17 protein-coding genes are annotated in these 19,246 nt (G+C 71.3%); 10 read left to right on the top strand and 7 right to left on the bottom strand.

Features of this window, described 5'->3' with window-relative positions; translation table 11 throughout:
- Both VFE05_20410 and VFE05_20405 read left to right on the top strand, forming a co-directional pair.
- Positions 1–215 (top strand): prolipoprotein diacylglyceryl transferase family protein (locus VFE05_20410; protein HET6232450.1); only part of this gene is annotated, 215 nt, incomplete at its 5' end.
- 194 nt (positions 216–409) lie between these two features.
- Complete coding sequence (locus tag VFE05_20405; GenBank protein HET6232449.1) at positions 410–1,285, top strand: metallophosphoesterase; 876 nt, start codon at positions 410–412, stop codon at positions 1,283–1,285.
- Positions 1,286–1,351: 66 nt separating this feature from the next.
- On the opposite strand, the gene VFE05_20400 is transcribed toward VFE05_20405, so the two are convergent.
- The 4 genes from VFE05_20400 to VFE05_20385 all read right to left on the bottom strand — a co-directional run bounded on the left by VFE05_20400 (position 1,352) and on the right by VFE05_20385 (position 6,001).
- Positions 1,352–1,762 carry a hypothetical protein gene (locus tag VFE05_20400; protein ID HET6232448.1) on the bottom strand — a complete coding sequence of 137 codons (411 nt, stop codon included), beginning with the start codon at positions 1,760–1,762 and terminating at the stop codon, positions 1,352–1,354.
- Positions 1,759–2,448: a nucleotidyltransferase domain-containing protein gene (locus VFE05_20395; protein HET6232447.1), complete on the bottom strand. Its 690-nt coding sequence runs from the start codon at positions 2,446–2,448 to the stop codon at positions 1,759–1,761. The genes VFE05_20400 and VFE05_20395 overlap by 4 nt, the downstream gene beginning before the upstream one ends.
- Positions 2,449–2,575: 127 nt before the next feature.
- A complete protein-coding gene (locus VFE05_20390; protein ID HET6232446.1) occupies positions 2,576–5,047 on the bottom strand; it encodes a penicillin acylase family protein in 2,472 nt (823 codons plus the stop codon).
- A 285-nt stretch (positions 5,048–5,332) separates the two neighbouring features.
- The gene (locus VFE05_20385; protein ID HET6232445.1) at positions 5,333–6,001 is read right to left on the bottom strand and encodes a regulatory protein RecX; all 669 of its coding nucleotides are present in this window, start codon (positions 5,999–6,001) and stop codon (positions 5,333–5,335) included.
- Positions 6,002–6,173: 172 nt separating this feature from the next.
- On the opposite strand from VFE05_20385, the gene VFE05_20380 reads away from it, so the two are divergent.
- The 5 genes from VFE05_20380 to VFE05_20360 all read left to right on the top strand — a co-directional run bounded on the left by VFE05_20380 (position 6,174) and on the right by VFE05_20360 (position 13,193).
- Positions 6,174–7,352 (top strand): aminotransferase class V-fold PLP-dependent enzyme, encoded by a 1,179-nt coding sequence (locus tag VFE05_20380; protein ID HET6232444.1) that lies wholly within the window; start codon positions 6,174–6,176, stop codon positions 7,350–7,352.
- Complete coding sequence (locus VFE05_20375) at positions 7,349–8,407, top strand: NlpC/P60 family protein (protein HET6232443.1); 1,059 nt, start codon at positions 7,349–7,351, stop codon at positions 8,405–8,407. Before VFE05_20380 ends, VFE05_20375 begins: the two co-directional genes overlap by 4 nt.
- A gap of 399 nt (positions 8,408–8,806) precedes the next feature.
- The gene (locus VFE05_20370) at positions 8,807–11,251 is read left to right on the top strand and encodes an ABC transporter permease (protein HET6232442.1); all 2,445 of its coding nucleotides are present in this window, start codon (positions 8,807–8,809) and stop codon (positions 11,249–11,251) included.
- A gap of 148 nt (positions 11,252–11,399) precedes the next feature.
- A complete protein-coding gene (locus tag VFE05_20365) occupies positions 11,400–12,227 on the top strand; it encodes a hypothetical protein (GenBank protein HET6232441.1) in 828 nt (275 codons plus the stop codon).
- Between the two features lie 120 nt (positions 12,228–12,347).
- On the top strand, positions 12,348–13,193 hold the full coding sequence (locus tag VFE05_20360; protein HET6232440.1) for a hypothetical protein: 846 nt from the start codon (positions 12,348–12,350) through the stop codon (positions 13,191–13,193).
- 101 nt (positions 13,194–13,294) lie between these two features.
- On the opposite strand, the gene dacB is transcribed toward VFE05_20360, so the two are convergent.
- Both dacB and VFE05_20350 read right to left on the bottom strand, forming a co-directional pair.
- The gene (gene dacB, locus VFE05_20355; GenBank protein ID HET6232439.1) at positions 13,295–14,632 is read right to left on the bottom strand and encodes a D-alanyl-D-alanine carboxypeptidase/D-alanyl-D-alanine-endopeptidase; all 1,338 of its coding nucleotides are present in this window, start codon (positions 14,630–14,632) and stop codon (positions 13,295–13,297) included.
- A 63-nt stretch (positions 14,633–14,695) separates the two neighbouring features.
- On the bottom strand, positions 14,696–14,821 hold the full coding sequence (locus VFE05_20350) for a hypothetical protein (GenBank protein ID HET6232438.1): 126 nt from the start codon (positions 14,819–14,821) through the stop codon (positions 14,696–14,698).
- 176 nt (positions 14,822–14,997) lie between these two features.
- On the opposite strand from VFE05_20350, the gene VFE05_20345 reads away from it, so the two are divergent.
- The gene (locus VFE05_20345; GenBank protein ID HET6232437.1) at positions 14,998–15,378 is read left to right on the top strand and encodes a holo-ACP synthase; all 381 of its coding nucleotides are present in this window, start codon (positions 14,998–15,000) and stop codon (positions 15,376–15,378) included.
- Positions 15,379–16,329: 951 nt separating this feature from the next.
- Here VFE05_20345 and VFE05_20340 read toward each other — a convergent pair.
- Positions 16,330–16,788, bottom strand: coding sequence for a GNAT family N-acetyltransferase (locus VFE05_20340; GenBank protein HET6232436.1), 459 nt, complete (start codon positions 16,786–16,788; stop codon positions 16,330–16,332).
- A gap of 245 nt (positions 16,789–17,033) precedes the next feature.
- On the opposite strand from VFE05_20340, the gene VFE05_20335 reads away from it, so the two are divergent.
- Both VFE05_20335 and VFE05_20330 read left to right on the top strand, forming a co-directional pair.
- Positions 17,034–17,750, top strand: coding sequence for a ZIP family metal transporter (locus VFE05_20335; GenBank protein ID HET6232435.1), 717 nt, complete (start codon positions 17,034–17,036; stop codon positions 17,748–17,750).
- Positions 17,747–19,147, top strand: coding sequence for a replication-associated recombination protein A (locus tag VFE05_20330; GenBank protein ID HET6232434.1), 1,401 nt, complete (start codon positions 17,747–17,749; stop codon positions 19,145–19,147). The genes VFE05_20335 and VFE05_20330 overlap by 4 nt, the downstream gene beginning before the upstream one ends.
- Positions 19,148–19,246 lie beyond the last annotated feature (99 nt).

The following is a 19,246-nucleotide window of genomic DNA, read 5'->3' as shown; positions in this document are numbered from 1 at the left end:
GGATCAAGACGCAGGGGATGCTGTGGTTCGTCTACATGGCGATGGCGGGCGCGGAGCGGTACGTCGTGGAGATCTTCCGCGCCAAGGACGACCGCTTCTTCGGCGTGCTCTCCATCGCGCAGATCATCAGCATCGTGCTCGTGGTCGTGAGCCTCGCGGTGGTCTTCCGCCTGCGGGGCCAGCGGTCGCCCGTGCTCGCGCAGCAGCCAGCGTAGCGCGCACCGGTCGCAGCAAGACGCCGGCGTCCCGGAAGCGATTCCGCGGCGCCGGCGTTCTCGTATCCGCGTCCTCCGCTCCGGGGCGATGACGACTTGGTCGGCGATGCGTCGCTTGCCGGGCAGCTCTCGGTCGAGCGCTCCGGAGCCGCACATCTACCGATATTCTCCGCGACACAGACAGGCGAGACGGCGTGGACAGACGAGGGTTCTTCAAGCGGGTGGGCGCCGGCGTCGGGGCGGTCGGCGTCGCGGCGGCGGGCATGGACGCGGTGCTGGTGGAGCCGCACACGGTGGAATTCACCAACCACGAGGTGAACGAGCGGCGGCCGGAGCACCGGTCCGTGCTGCGGTTCGCCCAGATAACCGACCTCCACCTGCGCCGCCTGGAGCCGCGCCACCACGCCATCGCTACGCGCGTCAACTCCGAGCGGCCGGACTTCATCGCCATCACCGGCGACTCGGTAGACCGCAAGGATGCGCTGCCGAAGCTGGAGCGGCTGCTCGGCCTGCTGGACCGCGCGACGCCCAAGTACGCGATCCTGGGCAACTGGGAGCACTGGAGCGGCGTGGACCTGGCGGAGCTCGCCCGGGTCTACGCCCGCTTCAACTGCGAGCTGCTCATCAACCGCACGGTGCTGCACCCGCACGATGGCGGGCACGTCGCCATCACGGGCGTGGACGACCTCGTCGGCCGGCCGGACCTGCGCGGCGCGCTGGCGGACGTGGCGCCGGTGCGGGGCCGGATTCTCCTGGCGCATTCGCCCAAGTTCCGCGACCAGCTTCCCGCCATCGCTCGCCCGGTCGCCGTCGCAGGGCAGACGGTGGCGCCCGCGCTCGACTCCGCCTCCTACGCGTTCGACGTGATGCTGTCCGGGCACACGCATGGCGGGCAGGTCACGCTCTTCGGGTGGGCGCCGGTGCTGCCGCCGGGTAGCGGGCGGTACGCGCACGGGTGGTTCCGCGAGGGCGGCCCGCCGCTCTTCGTCTCCCGCGGCATCGGCACCTCCGTGCTCCCCGTCCGCTTCATGTGCAAGCCGGAAGTCTCCTTCTTCCGGATGTACGTGTGACAAGCGCTGGGTCGTGAGCGCATGAAAGGAACGGCGCACCGTTTTGACGATGCGCCGTTCTTCTGGTCAGCTCAGGATGTCCTTTGCCCAGGTGCCGAACCGCTCCAGCTGCTCGTACATCTTGCGGGCCTGCTCCGTGGTGCCCCGCCGCGCACCGTACGACACGGAGTCTTTCTCGTCGAGAATCCTCTGAAGCCGGCGAATCTGCTCCGGGTCGGCTCGCCGTCCGAGTGCATCCTGAACAAGCTTCGGCAAAGCTGAGTGGTCCTTCTGGTTCACTCTTCCCACCGACGCCGTCAGTGCATCGCCATACGCGATCGCCGCATGAACGATGACCGTGAGGATCGGGTTCGTGCTCGGGCCGTCTTCGTGAAGATCCAGCAGGTCCTTCGCCGCCCCGTGGAATCCCTTCGCGTTCTCCAGCCTGCCTTTCCATTCGTCGGCCCGTGCCTCGCGCGACGGCCCGGTCCGGGTCATCGCGCGTCTCCATCATCCGTGGATTCCGGGCGTCTCTTGCGGCGGTATGCGCGCAGCAGGTCGTCCGGCTCGGGCCCAGCAAGGGTTTTCGCGTCGCGCCGCACTGCGGTCCAGAACGGCTCCGCGGCAGAAGCCATGCGGTCCAGGTCGTCGGGGCTCACACCTATTACCGAGATGCGCAGGAAAAGCCGTTCACCGACAGCCTGGACTGCCTCGCGGACGGCATCCACCGTCTCCTCCACGCGGTCGTTCGCGGCCACGACGGCGATGTCGAGATCGCTTGCGGCATGGTCGTCCCCACGCGCCACGCTGCCGAAGAGCCACACCGCGTCGGGACGCGGCGATGTTCCGGACGCCGCTCCGCGGATCGCATCGTACGCCTGCTGGACACGCCCGTGTTCTGCGTCGAACAATGCGGCGAGCGGGACAGCCAGCGGGTGGTCCGTCACCACGTGGAATAGTCCGGAGCGCTGGCCACCGATCCGCCGGACGAGCCCGGCGGCGGTAAGTGGTGCCAGCCCCATGTACACACCGCTCCGCGTCATTCCGGCGCGCGCGCCGATCTCTGGACCGGAAAGCGGCCCACCGTGCCGGAAAAGCTCGCGGGCGACGCGCACCGCTCCCTGGTTGCCGAGAAGCGCGCTAAGCGGATAGCGGAAGCTGCTCTGTGCTTTCAGCCGCGCCACGGTAGGCTCCTGCCGAGGAGAGAGGGTAAGCACCCATTTACGTCTAATAGATCAAACCTGCGTCTATTAAAACCGACTTACGTATAATAGAGCGAACTTACCACGTGAGCAAGGTCACTCTTTTTCTTCACGGCCGCAGGGTCATGCGGGCGACGGTGCGGGCGGAGGCTTTGGCACGGTCCAGGGGGATGAGCCAGAGGCGGCCGGTGCGCCACATCTGCGTCTGGTCCTTGTAGTGGGCAGAGAAGGGGAGGCCGGACTGGCCGGTGGGGATCACGAATCCACCCTGGCCGTCCACGTCGGCCATGTCGACCACGTGGCGCTGGCTGGGGCCGTAGCCGTTGATGAACGGCGGACGCGTGCCGCCGTAGCCCGCCACGTCCACCGTGCTGCCGGAGCCGCCGTTGGGGAACGGGCCGATGTTGAGCCCCAGTGCCCGGTCCAGCGCGTTCACGGCGCCCAGCGGGTGCTCGATGCGCGTGCGGTGGATGCTGCCCCAGCGCTTCCGCTTCACCGCGCGCACGGCCTCGCGCATCGCGTCGGCGGAGAGGGTGGGGAGAGTTTCGCGCTGGGGGGTGCGGACGTCGTCGACCCACGGGCTGTCGCCGGCCTGGAGGATGTTCTCCAGCGTGGCGCGGGGGAAGTACATCGGCTTGCCGCGGTACTCGTCCTCTCCCACGCGGCGGCGGAGGGCCTCGAACCACGTGTAGAAGATGGCGGCCGCGCGCGAATCCGCCCGCGCCTCGCCGTTCCAGCCGCGCAGCTCGCGGAGCGCGCGCCTGTCGTTCACGGCTTCCGCGGCGGCGATGGCGTAGCGCAGGTTGCGCGCGGCGAACAGGTCGTGCACGTCCATCTGCTCGCCCAGCACGTCCGCGGCGGTGAGGTCGCGGCCCGCCTCCACCATCTCGCGGATGCGGTTGGCGCGGTACGGCTGCATCGAGCTCGACGCGATCTCGAACGGATAGCCCGACTGCGGACCGAGCTGCCGGTTGTTCGCGGTGACGATGAAGCCGTCGGCCGGGTTCACGACGTGCGGGTGCTCGTCCCATTCCAGGTAGCGCGTCCACTCGCCCTGATCCGTCCACCCGGGCACGGGCAGCAGGCCGTCGCCGCCGCGGCGCACGGGCACGGTGCCGCCCATCCAGTAGCCGATGGTACCCGCAGCGTCGGCGAAGATCACGTTCTGGTGCGGGCTGGTGAAGTTGCGCAACGCGGCCATGAACTGCGCCGCATCTCCCGCGCGGTTCATCGCTTCCAGCGCCACCATCTCGTTCGATGGGTCCTGCGCCGTCCACCGCATCGCCAGCACGCGGCCGCCGGCGCGTGGCTCCACGTCGGACAGCACCGGGCCGTGGCGCGTGGTGCGGACGGCGTGGACGACGGGCGCGGCGCCCTTCACCTGGATCGTCTCCGCGCGGACCTCGAACTTCGCCCAGCCGGCGGGGGTTCGGTAGCGCGTCAGGTCGGCAGAGTCCGGCTGCTCCACGAAGAAATCGACGTCGTCCACCATGGCATTGGTGTAGCCCCACGCGACGGTGCGCGTGTGCCCGGCGACGATCACTGGCACGCCGGGCAGCATCATCCCCGCCGCGTCGATGCCGCCGCCGTGAATTGCGCCGAGATACCACAGCGACGGCGCCCGCAGCGCCAGGTGCATGTCGTTCGCCAGGATCGGCTTGCCGGAGCGCGAGCGGCTCCCGCCGATCACCCACCCGTTCGACGCGTGCGCGATGGACGCGCCCTCCAGCAGCCGCAGCGCCATCTCCGGAACCTGTGGCAGCGGCACGTCGCGCACAGCGGCGAGCGGCGCGTGCCGAGAGACTGTGTTCATTCTCGGGATGATGCGCGAAGATCCGCCCCGCATCGCATGGTAACCGGCGACCGAGTCCGCGTCGGACGGCGGGGCGGGGGATGCGGACGCGGGCTTGCCCTTCCACTGCGCATCCTCGCCCAGGATGTCCACGCCCCAGGCGGGATACGGCGGGTTCAGCTCCTTCGCGCGCGTTTCGCCCACGAGGTCGATGGCGCGCTGCTGGTCCAGCCCCGCGTTCCAGTCCGCCAAGTCCCAGGCCATGATCTTGGCGATGCTCAGGGAGTTGCGGACGGTCCACGGCTGCGGGTGGAAGCGCAGCACCTCGAACTCCGGCGGCCAGGCGCCGCGGTGCTGCGCGATGTAGGCGTTCACGCCGTCCGCATAGGCCTGGAGCAGGGCACGGCTGCGCGGGTCCAGGCGGCGCTCGTTCTCCGCGGCAGCGTGGCCCATGCCCACGGTGCGCAGGAACTCGTCGGTCTTCACCATCTGCGCGCCCAGCACCTCGGCCAGGCGGCCGTCTGCCACGCGGCGGAAGAGCTCCATCTGCCAAAGGCGGTCCTGCGCGTGGACGTAGCCAACGGCGCGGAACAGGTCGGCCTCGTCGCGCGCCCACACGTGCGGCACGCCCAGCGAGTCGCGCCACACCTCCACCGGCGCGCCCAGACCCGCCACGCGCGCATCCACGTCCGGGTCCGCCTCCGCGCGGTGCAGGTACCAAGTCGCGCCCGCGATCACGGCGAGCACGAGCAGCGCGACGGCGAGCAGCGCGTAAGCGAGCTTCTTCATTGTGCGGGAGACGTTGGGCGGGCGAGAAAGGGCGAGATGGATAGGATATTGTGGGGATGCGCGGCGGGCCGGGTCAAGCGCAGATGCGTCGATGGTATGCCGATCCAGACGCGCGCGGCGGGAGGCTTTGGTAGGGCCGACCTGCGTGTCGGCCGTGCTGCGGAGGCACTGATGCCAGAGTGAAGCACCGTCCCTGCCGAACCGAAGGAGCACACGCAGGTGCTCCCCTACCTGACGTGGAAGCGCGATTACCTGACGTGGAAGCGCGATGCAGTCGGTACGACGTTATTCAGCGTCATCGAACTCCTCGTCCGAATCCCCCACATCACGATCCATCACCTCGTCCATCACCGTGCGGACGGCGTCGCCGGTGAAGCCGCGGCGGGCGAGGAAGCCGTGGAGGCGGCGGCGGGCGCGCTGGGCGTCCTCGCCAGCGCGGGGGCGCCACTTCGCGGCGGCGGCGCGGGCGAGGTCTGTGTCGGACGAGCTTTCGCGCTCCATGACATCGTCGATCACGGTGTCGGCGGTCTCCGCATCCACGCCCTTCATCCGCAGCTCCTGCGCGAGCACGCGGCGACCCTTCGGCCGGAGGCGCACGCGGTCGCGGACGAAGACCTCGGCAAACGAGGCGTCGTTGACGAGGCCGTGATCGCCGAGGGAGGCGACGCAGGTCTCCGCGACCTCGGCCGGGTAGCCCTTCTCCACCAGGCGGCGCCGCAGCTCGGCCGCGGTTCGCGGGCGGAAGGAGAGCAGCACCAGCACCGCCTCGCGCGCCTTCCAGGCGTGGTCGCGCGCCTCCAGCTCCGCAAGCTGCTCGTCGGTGACGTCGTCGCCCACGTGCAGGTGCTCGGCCCACGCGATCTCTGCGGCGAGGGCGATGCGGAACTGGCCGTCCACGTGCACGTTCACGCGGTCCGGGTTCTTCTTCTGCGGCTCCAGGCCGGTGATCTGCATCGCGTTCGGAGGCGTTTCTGGGGAAGGTCGCGGGACGGGCGGTGATACCCGGCGGATGCGGGGCGGTGCCGGACGGAGGCGCCTTCGCGCGGGGTTGTCGCGCCTGTTGGCGGGGGTTATGCTACGCGGTCCGCATCGCCAGAGAAAGCCCCATCTTTCGCCCGTCCGCCGCATGAGCCAAGCCCCGCCCGCCGCCGGCTTCGACGTCCACGCGCTGCGCGCCGCCGAGTTCCCGCACGTGGGCGCGTCGCCGTACCTGAACGCCGCGTCGGTCGGCCCGCTGCCGGAGCGCTCGCGCCGCGCGACCGACGCGTACAACCTGCGGCGCTCGCGCGTCCATGAGCTGGCGGACGACGACTTCGAGCCCACGCTGCGCCGCTGCCGCGAGGCAGCCGCGCGCTTGGTGAGCGCCGCCGCGGAGGACATCGCCCTCGTCCCCAACACCAGCTTCGGCATCAACCTGGCCGCGGCCATCCTGCCCGTCGCGCAGGGGCAGCGGGTGCTCGCCAGCGCGCGCGAGTTCCCGGCGAACGTGTACCCGTGGATGGGCCTGGCGCAGCGCGAGGGCGTGCGGTTCGACCTCGTCCCGGCCGACGAGAAGGGGAACCCGGACGAGGACCGCATCCTGGTGGAGCTGGACCGTGGCGACGTGGCGATCTTCGCCCTCTCCGCCGTGCAGTTCGCCACGGGATGGAACGCGGACCTGCCCAAGCTGGGGCGCTTCTGCCGCGAGCGCGGGATCCGCTTCGTGGTGGACGCCATCCAGGCGCTCGGCCAGGTGCCGCTGGACGTGCGCGAGGCCGAAGTCGACGTGCTTGCGACGGGCGGGCACAAGTGGCTGCTCGGCCCGTTCGGCGCCGGGTTCGCGTACGTGCGCCCGGAGCTGTACGCGCAGGCCGAGCCGAACGTGGTGGGCTGGACGGCGATGGCGGCCACGGTGGACTACAGCCGTGTGGTGGACTACCGCTGGAGGTTCCTGCCCGGCGCGCGCCGCTACGAGGTGGCGACGCTGCCGCAGCAGGACATCGCCGGGCTCACGGAGTCGGTCGACCTGCTGCTGGAAACCGGCATCGAAAACGTGCGCGACCACGTGCTCGGGATTCTCGATCCGCTGATCGACTGGCTGGCGGAGCGGGAGGTGCAGATCGTGAGCGACCTGCGGCGCGAGCGGCGGTCCGGCATCTTCTGCTTCAAGCCCAAGGACCTGCCGCGGACGATGCGGGCGCTGCACGCGGCGGGCGTGGTCTGCGTGCCGCGCGAGGGCGCCGTCCGCCTCGCGCCGCACGTGTACAACACGGCGGAGGAGATCGGCGCGGTGATCGAGGTGCTGCGCGGCGCGGAGGTGGCGTGACGTCGTCGCTGCACTACCTGGAGGCGCTGGTGGAGGACGTACGCCTCCACTTCGCGCCGGACCCGCGCACGGCGGTCTTCGAGGTGGAGGTGGAGCCGCGCGGCGGCGCGGTCGCGCTGGTGGGCGCCACGTCGGAGCCCGCGGCGGCGGACGCGCTGCACCAGCGCATCGCGGCGCTGAACGCGTGGGACGAGGTGAGCGACGAGGTGGTGCGCCTGCCCGAGGCGGCGGCGGACGAGACGGTGCACGCGGTGGTCACGGCATCCATCGCGCCCATGCTGGGCGGGCCGCGCATCGCCGAGACGCAGGTGTCGCAGGCGGTGCTGGGCAGCCACCTGCTGGTGCTGCGCACGAACGGCCGCTGGCTCCAGTGCCGCAGCGGCGACGGCTACATCGGCTGGCTGCACGCGGGCTACGTGATGCTGATGGCCGAGTCCGAGACGCGCGCCTGGGAGCTGGGCACCGACGGCGACGCCTGGCTCTCGCTGGGCGCCGAGCTGCGCACGGACGACGGCGACGTGCTGGCGCGGCTGCCGTGGGGCGCCCGCGTGGTGCGCGAGTCCGAGACGGTGGTGCGGCTGCCGGACGGGCGCCGCGGCATGCCCGAAGGCGACCTGATCCCCGCGGCGCTGCGGCCGCTGGCGTTCCCGCTGGACGGCGCGGCGGTGTGCGAGACGGCGGCGCGGTGGCTGGGCGTGCCGTACCTGTGGGGCGGCGTGACGATGGGCGGCGTGGACTGCTCCGGCCTCGTGCAGCGCGTGTACCAGATGCACGGCCTCCGCCTGCCGCGCGACGCGGATCTCCAGGCGCGCACCGGCGAGGAGGTCGACCCGGGCGACGACTTCGGGCGGCTGCTGCCGGGCGACCTCATGTTCTACGCCGAGGAGCCGGGGCGCTGCACGCACGTGACCATGTCCACCGGCGGGTCCAGGATCATCCACTCGTCGCTGGGCAACGGCGGCGTGGCGCGCAACGACCTGGCCGGCCGCCGCAACTACGAGAAGGAGCTGCGCCGCCTCTTCCTCTTCGCCCGGCGCGTCATCCCGCAGGGCTGAGGGCAGGGTCGTCGGGAGATGCGCGGCGGCTGCGCATCTCCTGCCGTCGTCGCGGTCCGCCGAAGTCCCGCCCAGCCGCGCATCCGCCGGTGGGCTGGCGATGCGCATCGAACGCGTGCCGCATCTCGCCCGGCAGCGAGGGTCGATCTGCATCGATCGACGAGCTTTCATCTGACATCATCGCACATCCTGCATCTACCGAACGTTCCGTAGGCTGCGATTCGGCTGCGAGGTACTGCGGGTTTCGGTAGATGCGCGGCGTCGCAACCGCCGTTCATCTCCCGTGGTCAAACGAAGTAGCCGGCGCAAGCATCGAATCCCGTCCGCACGAGCCGCTGGATGCCGCGAAGACAGGTCTCGCCGCGGCGACATCCCCGACGATCCCCCCACAGGTACCGCATGGAAAGCCTCCGCTTCTCGCTCCGCCACGCCGCCCGGTCGCTGCGCCACGCGCCGGGGTTCACGCTGGTGGTTGTCCTCGCGCTCGGCCTGGGCATCGGGGCCACCACCGCGCTGTTCAGCGTGGTGCACTCGGTGCTCCAGCGGCCGCTTCCGTTCCCGCAGCCGGACCGCATCGTCCAGCTCTGGCAGCTGGGCAAGGACGGCGCGGAGATGAACTTCTCGGACCCCAACTTCGCCGACCTGCGCGAGCAGAGCCGCAGCTTCGGGGCGATGGCCGAGCTCCAGGCGGGCGACGCGGTGACGGTGAACGGCGGCGGCGAGCCGCTGCGGGCGCACCCGGCTTCGGTGTCGCGCGACTTCTTCGCGGTGCTGGGGGTGAAGCCCGCCCTGGGCCGCCTCTTCGCGCCCGAGGAGCAGCGCGAGGGCGGGCCCGGCGCCGTGGTGGTGAGCCACGCGTTCTGGCTGCGCGCGCTGGGCGGCACGGCGGACCTGGCGTCGCGGCAGCTGCGCTTCGGGGGGCGCCTGTACCGCGTGGTGGGCGTGCTGCCGGACGGCGCGGCGTTCCCGACGGGCACCGACCTGTGGGAGCCGCGCGAGGCGTACCCGCTCTTCCCCAGCCGCACCGCGCACAACTTCCAGGCGCTGGGCCGCCTGCGCGAGGGCGTGCCGGTGGAGCACGCGCAGCAGGAGGCCAGCGCCATCGCGCGGCGGCTCAAGGCGGTGCATGGCGAGGACACTTGGATGTCCAACGCCGCCGTGGTGCCGCTCCAGGAGCAGATCGTCGGCCGTGTCCGGCCCGCGCTGATGCTCCTGCTGGGTGCCGCGGCGTTCCTGCTGCTCATCGCCTGCGCCAACGTGAGCAACCTGCTGCTGGTGCGCACGGCGGGGCGGAGCCACGAGACGGCGGTGCGGCTGGCGCTGGGCGCCGGCCGCGGCCGGCTGGTGCAGCAGTTCGTGGCCGAGGCGCTGCTGCTCTCGCTGGCCGGCGGCGCGGTGGGGCTGGCCGTGGCGTGGTGGGGCGTGCGCGTGCTGCGGCGGCTACAGCCCGAGGGCCTGCCGCGCGTGGCGGACGTGGAGGTGAGCGGCGGCGTCTTCCTCTTCGCCCTCGCCGTCTCGCTGGTGACGGCGGTGGCGCTGGGTGCGCTCACGGCCCTGCACGCGCTGCGCGGCGAGCTGCGCGAGCGGATGGCCCGCGGGCGCACCGTGTCCGGCGGCGCGGGGCGCATGCGCGACGGGCTGGCGGCGCTCCAGGTGGCGCTCACGCTGGTGCTGCTGGTGGGCGCGGGCGTGCTGGGCCGCAGCTTCCTGCGCCTGCTCTCGGCAGACACGGGCTACCGGACGGGCGGCGGCGTGGTGCTGGACCTGGCGATGGACGACCCTGCCGACGCGGCTGGCGGCGTGCGGCTGGCGGCGTTCCAGGACGAGCTGATGGGGAGGCTGCGCGCCATTCCCGGCGTGACGGAGGTGGGCGGCGTGAACGCCTTCCCGCTGGACGGCGGCTACTCCGACGGCACCTTCCTGGAGCTGATGCGGCCGGACGAGGCCACCAGCTTCGAGGACTTCCAGCGGCTGGCGGCGGACCCGGCGCGCACCGGCCAGGCCGAGTACCGCGTGGCCAGCGACGGCTACTTCCGGGCGATGGGCATCCCGCTGCGCCGCGGCCGCTGGTTCCAGCCGGGCGACGGGCCCACGTCCGGCCACGTGGCGCTGGTGAGCGAGTCGCTGGCGCGGAAGCGGTGGCCGGGGCAGGACCCGGTGGGCAAGATCATCCAGTTCGGCAACATGGACGGCGACCTGCACCCGTTCACCGTCGTCGGCGTGGTGGGCGACATTCGCGAGGCCAGCGTGGACGCGGAGCCGCGGCCCACGCTGTACGGCTCCGCGCGGCAGCGCACGGGCAAGATCAGCCGCTTCCACGTGGTGATGCGCGGCCCGGTGGACGCGGCGGCCATGATCGGCCCCGCGCGCCGCATCCTGCGCGAGATGGCGCCCGACGTGCCGCCCACCTTCCGCACGCTCGACGAGGTGTTCAGCGCCTCGCTGGCGGACCGGCGGTTCAGCCTGTTGCTGCTGGGCGCGTTCGGCGGCGCGGCGCTGCTGCTGGCCGTGCTGGGCATCTACGGCGTCATCTCGTACCTGGTCGCGCAGCGCACGCGCGAGATCGGCATCCGGCTGGCGTTCGGGGCACGCGGGGCGGACGTCTCGCGGCTCGTGGTCGGCCACGGCGCGGCGCTCGCGGGCACCGGCATCGCCGCCGGGCTGGTCGCCGCGTTCGTCCTGCACCGCCTGCTGGGCGGGTTCATGTACGGCGTGAGCGCCGTCGACCCAATCGCCTACGCAGGCGTCGCGGTCCTCCTCGCGCTCGTCGCCCTCGCGGCGAGCGCCTTGCCCGCGCGCCGCGCCACCCGCGTCGATCCCATGATCGCGCTTCGGGCGGACTGACGAGCGGCCGGTGAGACGGGAGATGCGGGTCGGCCGATGCACATCTCTCATCTCCCTGCCCAAGCCGTATCGACGGATGCTCGACGGATGATGATCCCGGCACGCATCGACCTTCCCGCGGTTCCTATCCAACGTTCCCGATCCCACAATGTCGATGCGCTCTCGCCTGCTTCTCGCGCTCCTGCTCTTCGCGCCCGCGCCGCGCTTGCTTGCGCAGAAGGAGGTCGAGCCGGCGGACCTCGTTCGGCGAGGGTTCGTCCGCAACGCCCAGGCGATCTCGCAGGCGGAGGCGCGGAGCCGCTGTCCCGCGCAGACCGGCCGCCCGCGCGGCTGCAAGCCGGTGGAGATGGTGGACCTGGGGGTGGCCGGCGGACGGCGCTGGTCGGCAGGGATCTACGAGTGGGTCATCACCGACACGGTGCCGGAGCGCGCCGGCCGTGACACGGTCCTCAACACCCGCGGGGGCGAGGCGGTGGTGGTGTTCTCCGCGGCGCGGCCGGGCGGACCGCTGCGGCCGGAGTGGCACGGAGAGTACCGGCAGTCGTACGTTTACGAGGTGATGCCGCAGGTGGGCGACGCGCCGGGCGGCGGAGCGCTGCTGGGCCTGACCGTCTGCTGGTTCGGCACCGCGGCATGCGGAGAGCAGTTCCTGGCGGTCCGCCGCGCCGAAGGCTGGCACCCCGTGCGCAAGCGCTGGGCGGAGGGACTGCCCGCTGCGCTGCGGGACCGGGGCAGCCGGGCGCGAATCGTTCCGAGCACGCTGGGCGGCTGGACCAGCCTCTGGGACGGCCCGCGGCCGAGCGGCGGCCAGCAGATGCGCTGGCTCGTCTTAGGGCTGAAGTGGCAGGGTGACGACGCGCTCGTCCTGCGAAGCTATCGCGTTACGTCTCGCGACCCGTTCCGGCCTCACCCGCAGTGGCGGACGTCCGTTCCGCCCGACATCAACCGTTCCCGGCAGCTTCATCCCGGCCGCTGACGACCCCGGCGCATCGCTGTGTTCTCGTTCACCGTGGATCTCCCGTCGTGTTCTTGCCGGCCGCTGCACGCTCCGCTCCCACCGCACTTCTCCTCCACCTCCCAGGCTCTACGGACGCCGATGCGACACGCGCTCCTCTCCGCGACCATGCTGCTCGTCTCCGGCGGCTGCAGGCTGCAAGCGCAGGACGTCGACCCGCCGGAGTGGGTGGCGCCGGGCTATCTGACGCACGCAGCACCCATCTCGCAGGCGCAGGCAAGAACGCGCTGCCCGGCGGTTTCCAGCGCGGGGTGCAGGCCGGTGGAGATGGCGGACCTGGGGATGGCGGGCGGGCGGCGGTGGTCGGTCGGCATCTACCAGACGATCATCGCCGACACCTTTCCCGATCCCACGACGAAGGACACAGTCATCTACAGCAGGCAGGAGGAGACGCTGGTCGTCTACTCCGCCGCGCGGGCGGGCGGGGTGCTGCGGCCGGAATGGCAGGGCGTGTACTGGCCCACGTGGTTCGCCGACGTGATTCCCGAGATCGGCGACGCGCCCGGCGGCGGCGCGATGCTGGCGCTCACCGTCTGCTGGAACGGGACGGCGGGGTGCACCAGCCAGTTCCTGAAGATCCGCCGCGCCGACGGCTGGCACGCGGTTCGGCAGCAGTGGGCGGCCGGCCTGCCGCGCCGCCTCCGCCCCTTCGCACGCGGCGCCTTCGTCGCGCCCAAGACGCTGACGGCGAAGACGGGCCTGTGGCACGGGCGCACGTTCGAATCGCCAACCCGGCTCCACTGGCTGATCGCGCGGCTTGGCTGGCGCGGCACGCGCACCCTCGTCCTCCGCAGCTACCGCGTCACCGCGCGCGACCCGTTCACGGCAGCGAGCTACGTCTCGTGGCGAAAGTCGGAGCGGAATTACCATTCGGAGATGCGTCCGCTCCATCCCCGCCGTACGACCACGCGACCGCGCGGGCGATGAGCGGCGGCGGATCGGCCGTTCGGGGCAGTGGAGACCGGATACGAAAGAAGGGGAAGACCGCGCGAGGTTTTCCCCTTCCGTTCATCTGCCGCGAGATGGAGCTACGGCCGCCGGAACTCCGCCAGCCGGACGCCGATCTCGTCCTCGACGCGCTTGGCACGGTGCGTGTCCGGCAGGTCGTTGCCGATGATGCTGAACGCCAGCCGCTCGCCGCCCGCCGACGTGACGTAGCCGGAGAGCGACGACACGCCGTGGATGGTGCCCGTCTTCGCGCGCAGGTTGCCGGCCGCGGCGGTGCCGTACATGCGCTTGAGCCCGCCCTTCTCCGCCGCGCCGGGCAGCGAGGCGAGGTAGACGTCCGCCAGCGGCCCGCGCGACATGAACGACAGGAGCTGAACCGTGGTCCGCGCCGTCACCCGGTCCAGCCGCGACAGGCCCGAGCCGTCGTGCATGCGCACCGCCGCCGTGTCCGCGCCCGCCTGCGCGAGGAGCTTGCGCACGGCGCGGAAGCCCGCGTCGAAGCTGCCCTTGCCGCCCGCCGCGCGCCCCGCCGTCTTGAGCTGCGCGTCCGCGAAGAGGTTGTGGCTCACGTGGTTGGTCACGCTCGCAATGTCGCGCAGCGGCGGCGACAGGTGCGTCGCCACGATGGTCCCGCGCCGCGCAGCCACTCCCGCCGGGCCATACGCGGAGGCGGGAGACGACGACGGGTCCAGGTTGATGCGAACGCCGCCGCGCACCGCGATCCCGCGCCGCTCCAGCGCGTCGCGCAGCACGGACGCGGCGGTCCGCACGGGGTTCTCCACCGGCGTGCGCCGCGCCGTCAGGTTCTCGTCGGCAGATAGGGCGCCGACGGGGGCACCGTACGCCGCGCCCAGGTCCGAGGCCGTCCATCCCTCGCCGCGCCACTGTGCGTCGAAGAAGCTGCCGTCGCCCACCACCGCGCCGCGCACCTCGCGCACGCCGCGCATGGCCAGTGAGTCCGCCAGCGCGTCCATCACGGCAGACGCACGCTCCTGCATGCGCGCGGAGACGGACGGGTCGCCCGTGCCGAAGAGGACGACGTCGCCCTCCAGCACGCCGTCGCGCACGTCGCCGCCGGCGATGAGGTACGTGGAGTAGCGGAAGTCCGGGCCCAGGTACGACAGCGCCGCCGCGGTGCTGTAGAGCTTGAGGTTCGATGCCGGCGCCAGGCTCTCGTCCGCGTTCAGCGCGAACAGCGTGTCGCCGCGGTCCAGCGAGACGACCACCACGCCGTACCGCGCGTCGCTCCAGCCGGTGGCGCGCAGGATCGCGCGCAGGTCGGCATCCAGCGAAGCGACTTCGGGAGATGCGGATGCGGCGAGCGAGCCGCCGTCGGACGGCGCCTGGGCGTGCGAGGCGTGCGGAAGGAGCAGCGCGGCGAGGAGCGCCAGCGCGCGGGGGAAGGGGAGACGCGTCATATCCAGCTGCATCCTGCGGTGCCGCAACCGCTCGTCGATTCGGAAAGAAAGCCGGGCGGGGCGTCAGATCTTGCCCCACCGCCCGATGATGATGTGGATGAGGAAGAAGCCGGTCAGGATGCCCGCCCCGATCCCCGCGGCGAGCACGCCCGCGAGGTACAGCCTGTTCCGCCAGCGGGATCGAGCCACGTCGTTCCTCCCCAGTCGCTTCGTTCGGGTGCGCGTAAGCCGGCCGCCCACACGGGGCGACGGAGCGCGCGGTCTTGCGAATGGCGTGCCGCGCGGGCCGTTGAGGCGGGGCCGCGCGCGGCGTACATTGGCGGCGCAACGTTGCCACCCTTTCCCCACCCGCGCAAGGAGCGGCCGTGATCGTCGCCATCGGCGCCGACCTGGCGAGCATAAGCCGCGTGGCCGCCATGATGGAGCGCCGCGGCGAGCGCGCCCTGGCCCGCCTCTTCACCCCGGCCGAGGCACGCCGCTGCCACGCCAGCCGCCACCCGCCGGAGTCGTTCGCAGCGCGTTTCGCGGCGAAGGAGGCGCTGTTCAAGGCACTGGGCACCGGTTGGGGCCGCGGCGGCTGCTGGACCGACGTGGAGGTCGTATCCGCCCCCAGTGGCGCCCCGTCGCTCGTCCTTTCCGGCGAGGCCGCCCGCTGCGCCGCCGAGCGCGGCGTCCGCCGCATCCATCTCACCCTCACCCACACCGGCGACACCGCCGCCGCCTTCGTCGTCCTCGAAGGCGACTGACTCACCCGTCCGTAGATGCCACGCGGCCAGTGTCCGATGCGGCGCCGTGTAGGGGTGCGATTCATCGCATCCGATCCCTATCCGCCTGCGCAGGCACTACTTGGCGCGACCCGGCACCGAGTAGCCTGGGAGCCCCACCTCGGAGATCCGAGGCCCGTCATGTACTCCTCAGCGGGACGTTTCTCTCCCAGTACCGGCTCTCGAGTTTCTCCCTCGCTCCCTGAATCAACTGTTCCGTCCCTGGGATACGCCTCGCAAAAATGATTTCCTGCCCTACGCACGTATGCTCCTCTCGCCCTTCCTTCCCCCTGACGCGGACCCCTCGCTGCCGAATCCGAGCATGGGTTGCTTCATGCACGATGACCATTGCGATGGACTCGACAACGAAGCCCCGAATGAAACTCGCATCAAGCACCACCGCTTTGGGACCAAGCCAGTATCGCCCCGCGGCGGCAGGCGAGTTCGTAACGCCAATCCAGGCGACTTCGCGTTGCATCCTCCGGAAACGTCTCGGGTCGTACTGGCGGATCATCTCGAGTGCCGCCCCCACTCGGTCGAACAGGAGGGCGCCATCATGATTCAGGGTGACGTCGCACAGTTCGAAGCCAAGAACTTGTTTCCGTGTCGTCATCGTGAACATCAACGCTACCATGAGCCGATGGAGCGCCGATCCGACAGTTTCGATTGCCCAATGACGCGCCATAGCCATCGCTCCAGGTACGCAGATGATGCTTCATGTTCGCTCTTCTCGGAATCGACGGGAACTCACGATACAGTACACGCCAGACTACTCTGGAGAACGGCGATGGGTGGGCTCCGAGAGGCTTGCCGGCGCCGGGATCGTGTCCTCGTTCTTCCGGCGGTCTCGTTCTACCCTGATTCGTCAGTGCACCCATTATTGGACTAGCAGGAGCGGCGAGTTGAACCGTTGGCGCGGCCGTGAGAACACCATCAACCCGCGGAGGCGCCATACGCGGCCGGGTTCCAGATCTCCATGTAGGTCGATGTGCCGCGCTGCGGGCCGAAGCCGAACTGCTCGTACAGCCCTGCCGCGTCGCGCGTCATCAGCGAGAAGCGGCGGAGGTTCTGGAGGTCCGGGTGAGCGAGGATGCACTCCACCAGCCAGCGGCCCAGCCCGCGCCCGCGCTCGGATTCCGTGATCACGACGTCGGTGAGGTACCCGTACGTCGCCAGGTCGCTCACGGCCCGCGCGAACCCCACCAGCCGCGCGCCGCGGTAGACCCCGAAGCAGACGGAGTTCTCCACGGCGCGCTCCAGGAGGTCGCGCCGCATCCCGCCGCCCCAGTGCGTGGCGAGCAGCATCTCCAGCACCGCATCCAGCTCCAGCCTCCGCCGATCGGTCGAGACGGTGAGCTCGCCCCTCCGCCATTCCATCGTCTTGTCCCGCATCTCCCGTCCTCCAATGGCGATCCGATCCGCGCATCTACCACATCGACACAATATCCGCGGACCGCATCTGCGGACATGAGGCGACCCGCTGTTCTCGTGTGACGTGGGACGAGGATCGCCCCATCTGCGGAGATGGTCCGCGGCGCATCTCCCGCACGCAGTTGACATCGACCCCGCGCGGGCGCGACTTTGGCAGCTTCCAATCTCTCGGCGGTTCGGATTCCTTTTCGGGTCAGGCGCAGCGGGTGAACGCAGCGATCTTGTATGCTCTGGCGGCGGGCGCCGCCAACGTCGCGGGCGGGCTGGTGATCACCACGGCCTCGCCGCGCGGGCGGAACACGCAGCGCCTGCTCATCGCCTTCGGGGCGGGCTTCATGCTCGCGGTGGCGATGCTCGCCATGCTCCCGCACGCGCTGGAGGGCGGGGTGAACGCGGCGGTGGGCGTGCTGGTGGGCTACCTGCTGGTGCACCTCACGCAGCACGTGCTCACGCCCCACTTCCACTTCGGCGAGGAGACGCACCACGTGGACGAGCACGTGGGCATCTCCGCGCTGCTAGGCCTGCTGCTGCACACCTTCTTCGACGGCGTGGCCATCGCCAGCGGCTTTGCGGTGGGCTCGGCCGTGGGGATGCTGGTGTTCGTGGCCATCCTGCTGCACAAGATCCCCGAGGGCGTGACGGTGGCCTCGGTGATGATGGCGAGCGGCAACTCGCGGCGGGGAGCGCTGCTGGGCGTGGTCGCGCTGGGCGTCTCCACCGTGGTGGGCGTGTTCCTCACCGACGTGATCGCGCCGCTGCAGACGTACGGCCTGGCGGTCAGCGCCGGCGTCACGCTGTACGTCGCCGCGTCGAACCTGATCCCCGAGGTGCAGAAGGAGCGCAGCTGGTCGGCCGCGCTCTCCGTCTTCTTCGGCGTGGCGCTCTTCTACGCCGCGTGGCTGATGCTGGGAGGCGAGGCGTGAGCGACCTGTCGCTGTTCGGCGAGCCGGAAGGTGCACCGCGAACGGGCTCGGGAGATGCGGGGCCGTCCGCCGCGCCGAAGCCGCCGCGCTCGGACGCGCCGCTGGCTGAGCGCATGCGCCCGCGCACGCTGGACGAGATCGTCGGCCAGGAGCACCTCGTGGGCCCGGACGGCACGCTGCGGAAGCTGGTGGGCGCCGGGTACCTGCCGAACCTGATCCTCCACGGCCCGCCGGGCACGGGCAAGACCACGCTGGCGCGGGTGATCGCGGGCCACGGCGGCGCCGCGTTCGTGCCCTTCAACGCCGTGAGCGAGGGCGTGCCGCGCCTCCGCGAGGTGGTGAAGGAGGCCGAGGCGCGGCGGAAGGCGCAGCAGCGCACTCTGCTCTTCGTCGACGAGATCCACCGGCTCAACAAGGGCCAGCAGGACTTCCTCCTTCCCACGCTGGAGTCCGGGCTGCTCGGCCTGGTCGGCGCGACCACGGAGCACCCCGCGTTCGAGATCAACCCCGCGCTGCTGTCGCGCTCGCAGGTGCTCGTCCTCCAGTCGCTCACGGAGGACGACCTGCGCGCCGTGATCCACCGCGCGCTGGCGGACGAGGAGCGCGGGCTGGGGCGGATGGAACTGGCGCTGGACCCCGAGGCGGAGGACATCCTGGTCCACAGCACGGGGGGTGACGCGCGCCAGGCGCTTTCCGGGCTGGAGATCGCGGCCCGCCTCTCCGGCCCGGGCTCCACCATCGGCCCCGAGGTCATGCGCGAGGCGCTGCAGCAGCGCACGGCACGCTACGACACCACGCTCGCGTACGAGATGCTGTCGGCGTTCCACAAGTCGCTGCGGGCCAGCAGCGGCGAGGGCGCGCTGTACTGGGGCATGCGGATGATCCAGGGCGGCGAGGACCCCAAGACGCTCTTCCGCCGCCTGGTGGCCGCCGCGTACGAGGACGTGGGCCTGGCCGACCCGCAGGCCGGCATGGTCGCCGTGCAGGCGATGCTCGCGTTCGAGCGGCTGGGCGCGCCCGAGGGCTTCCTGCCGCTGGCGAACGCGATCCTGTACGTGGCGAACGCGCCCAAGTCCAACCGCGCGTACATGGCCCTCGCCGCCGCGACCGAGGCCGCGCGCGAGCATCCGGACGCGCCGGTGCCGCTGCACCTTCGCAACGCGCCCACGCGGCTGATGAAGGACTGGGGCTACGGCGAGGGCTACAAGTACGCCCACAACTACGAGGGCGCGTACGTGGACCTCCAGTGCCTGCCGGACGAGATCGCGGGCGAGACGTTCTACGAGCCGACGGACCGCGGCTACGAGGCGAAGATCGCCGCCCGCCAGGCCCAGCGCGCCGCCGCCCGCGAGAGCGGTTCGGGAGATGAGGATGCGGCGGGGGGCGGGAAGGGGTGAGTGACGGACGACGGAGATCCGATGGGGTTCCGGAGCGGCGGCGGTGCCCCCTCCCAGCTCGCTTAGGCTCGCTACCCTCCCCCACAAACTGCGTGGGAG

Source organism: Longimicrobiaceae bacterium, from assembly GCA_035696245.1.
GTDB lineage: Bacteria > Gemmatimonadota > Gemmatimonadetes > Longimicrobiales > Longimicrobiaceae > DASRQW01.
The sequence above is the reverse complement of the archived record's forward strand: the minus strand, read 5'-3'. Positions and strand labels throughout refer to the sequence as shown.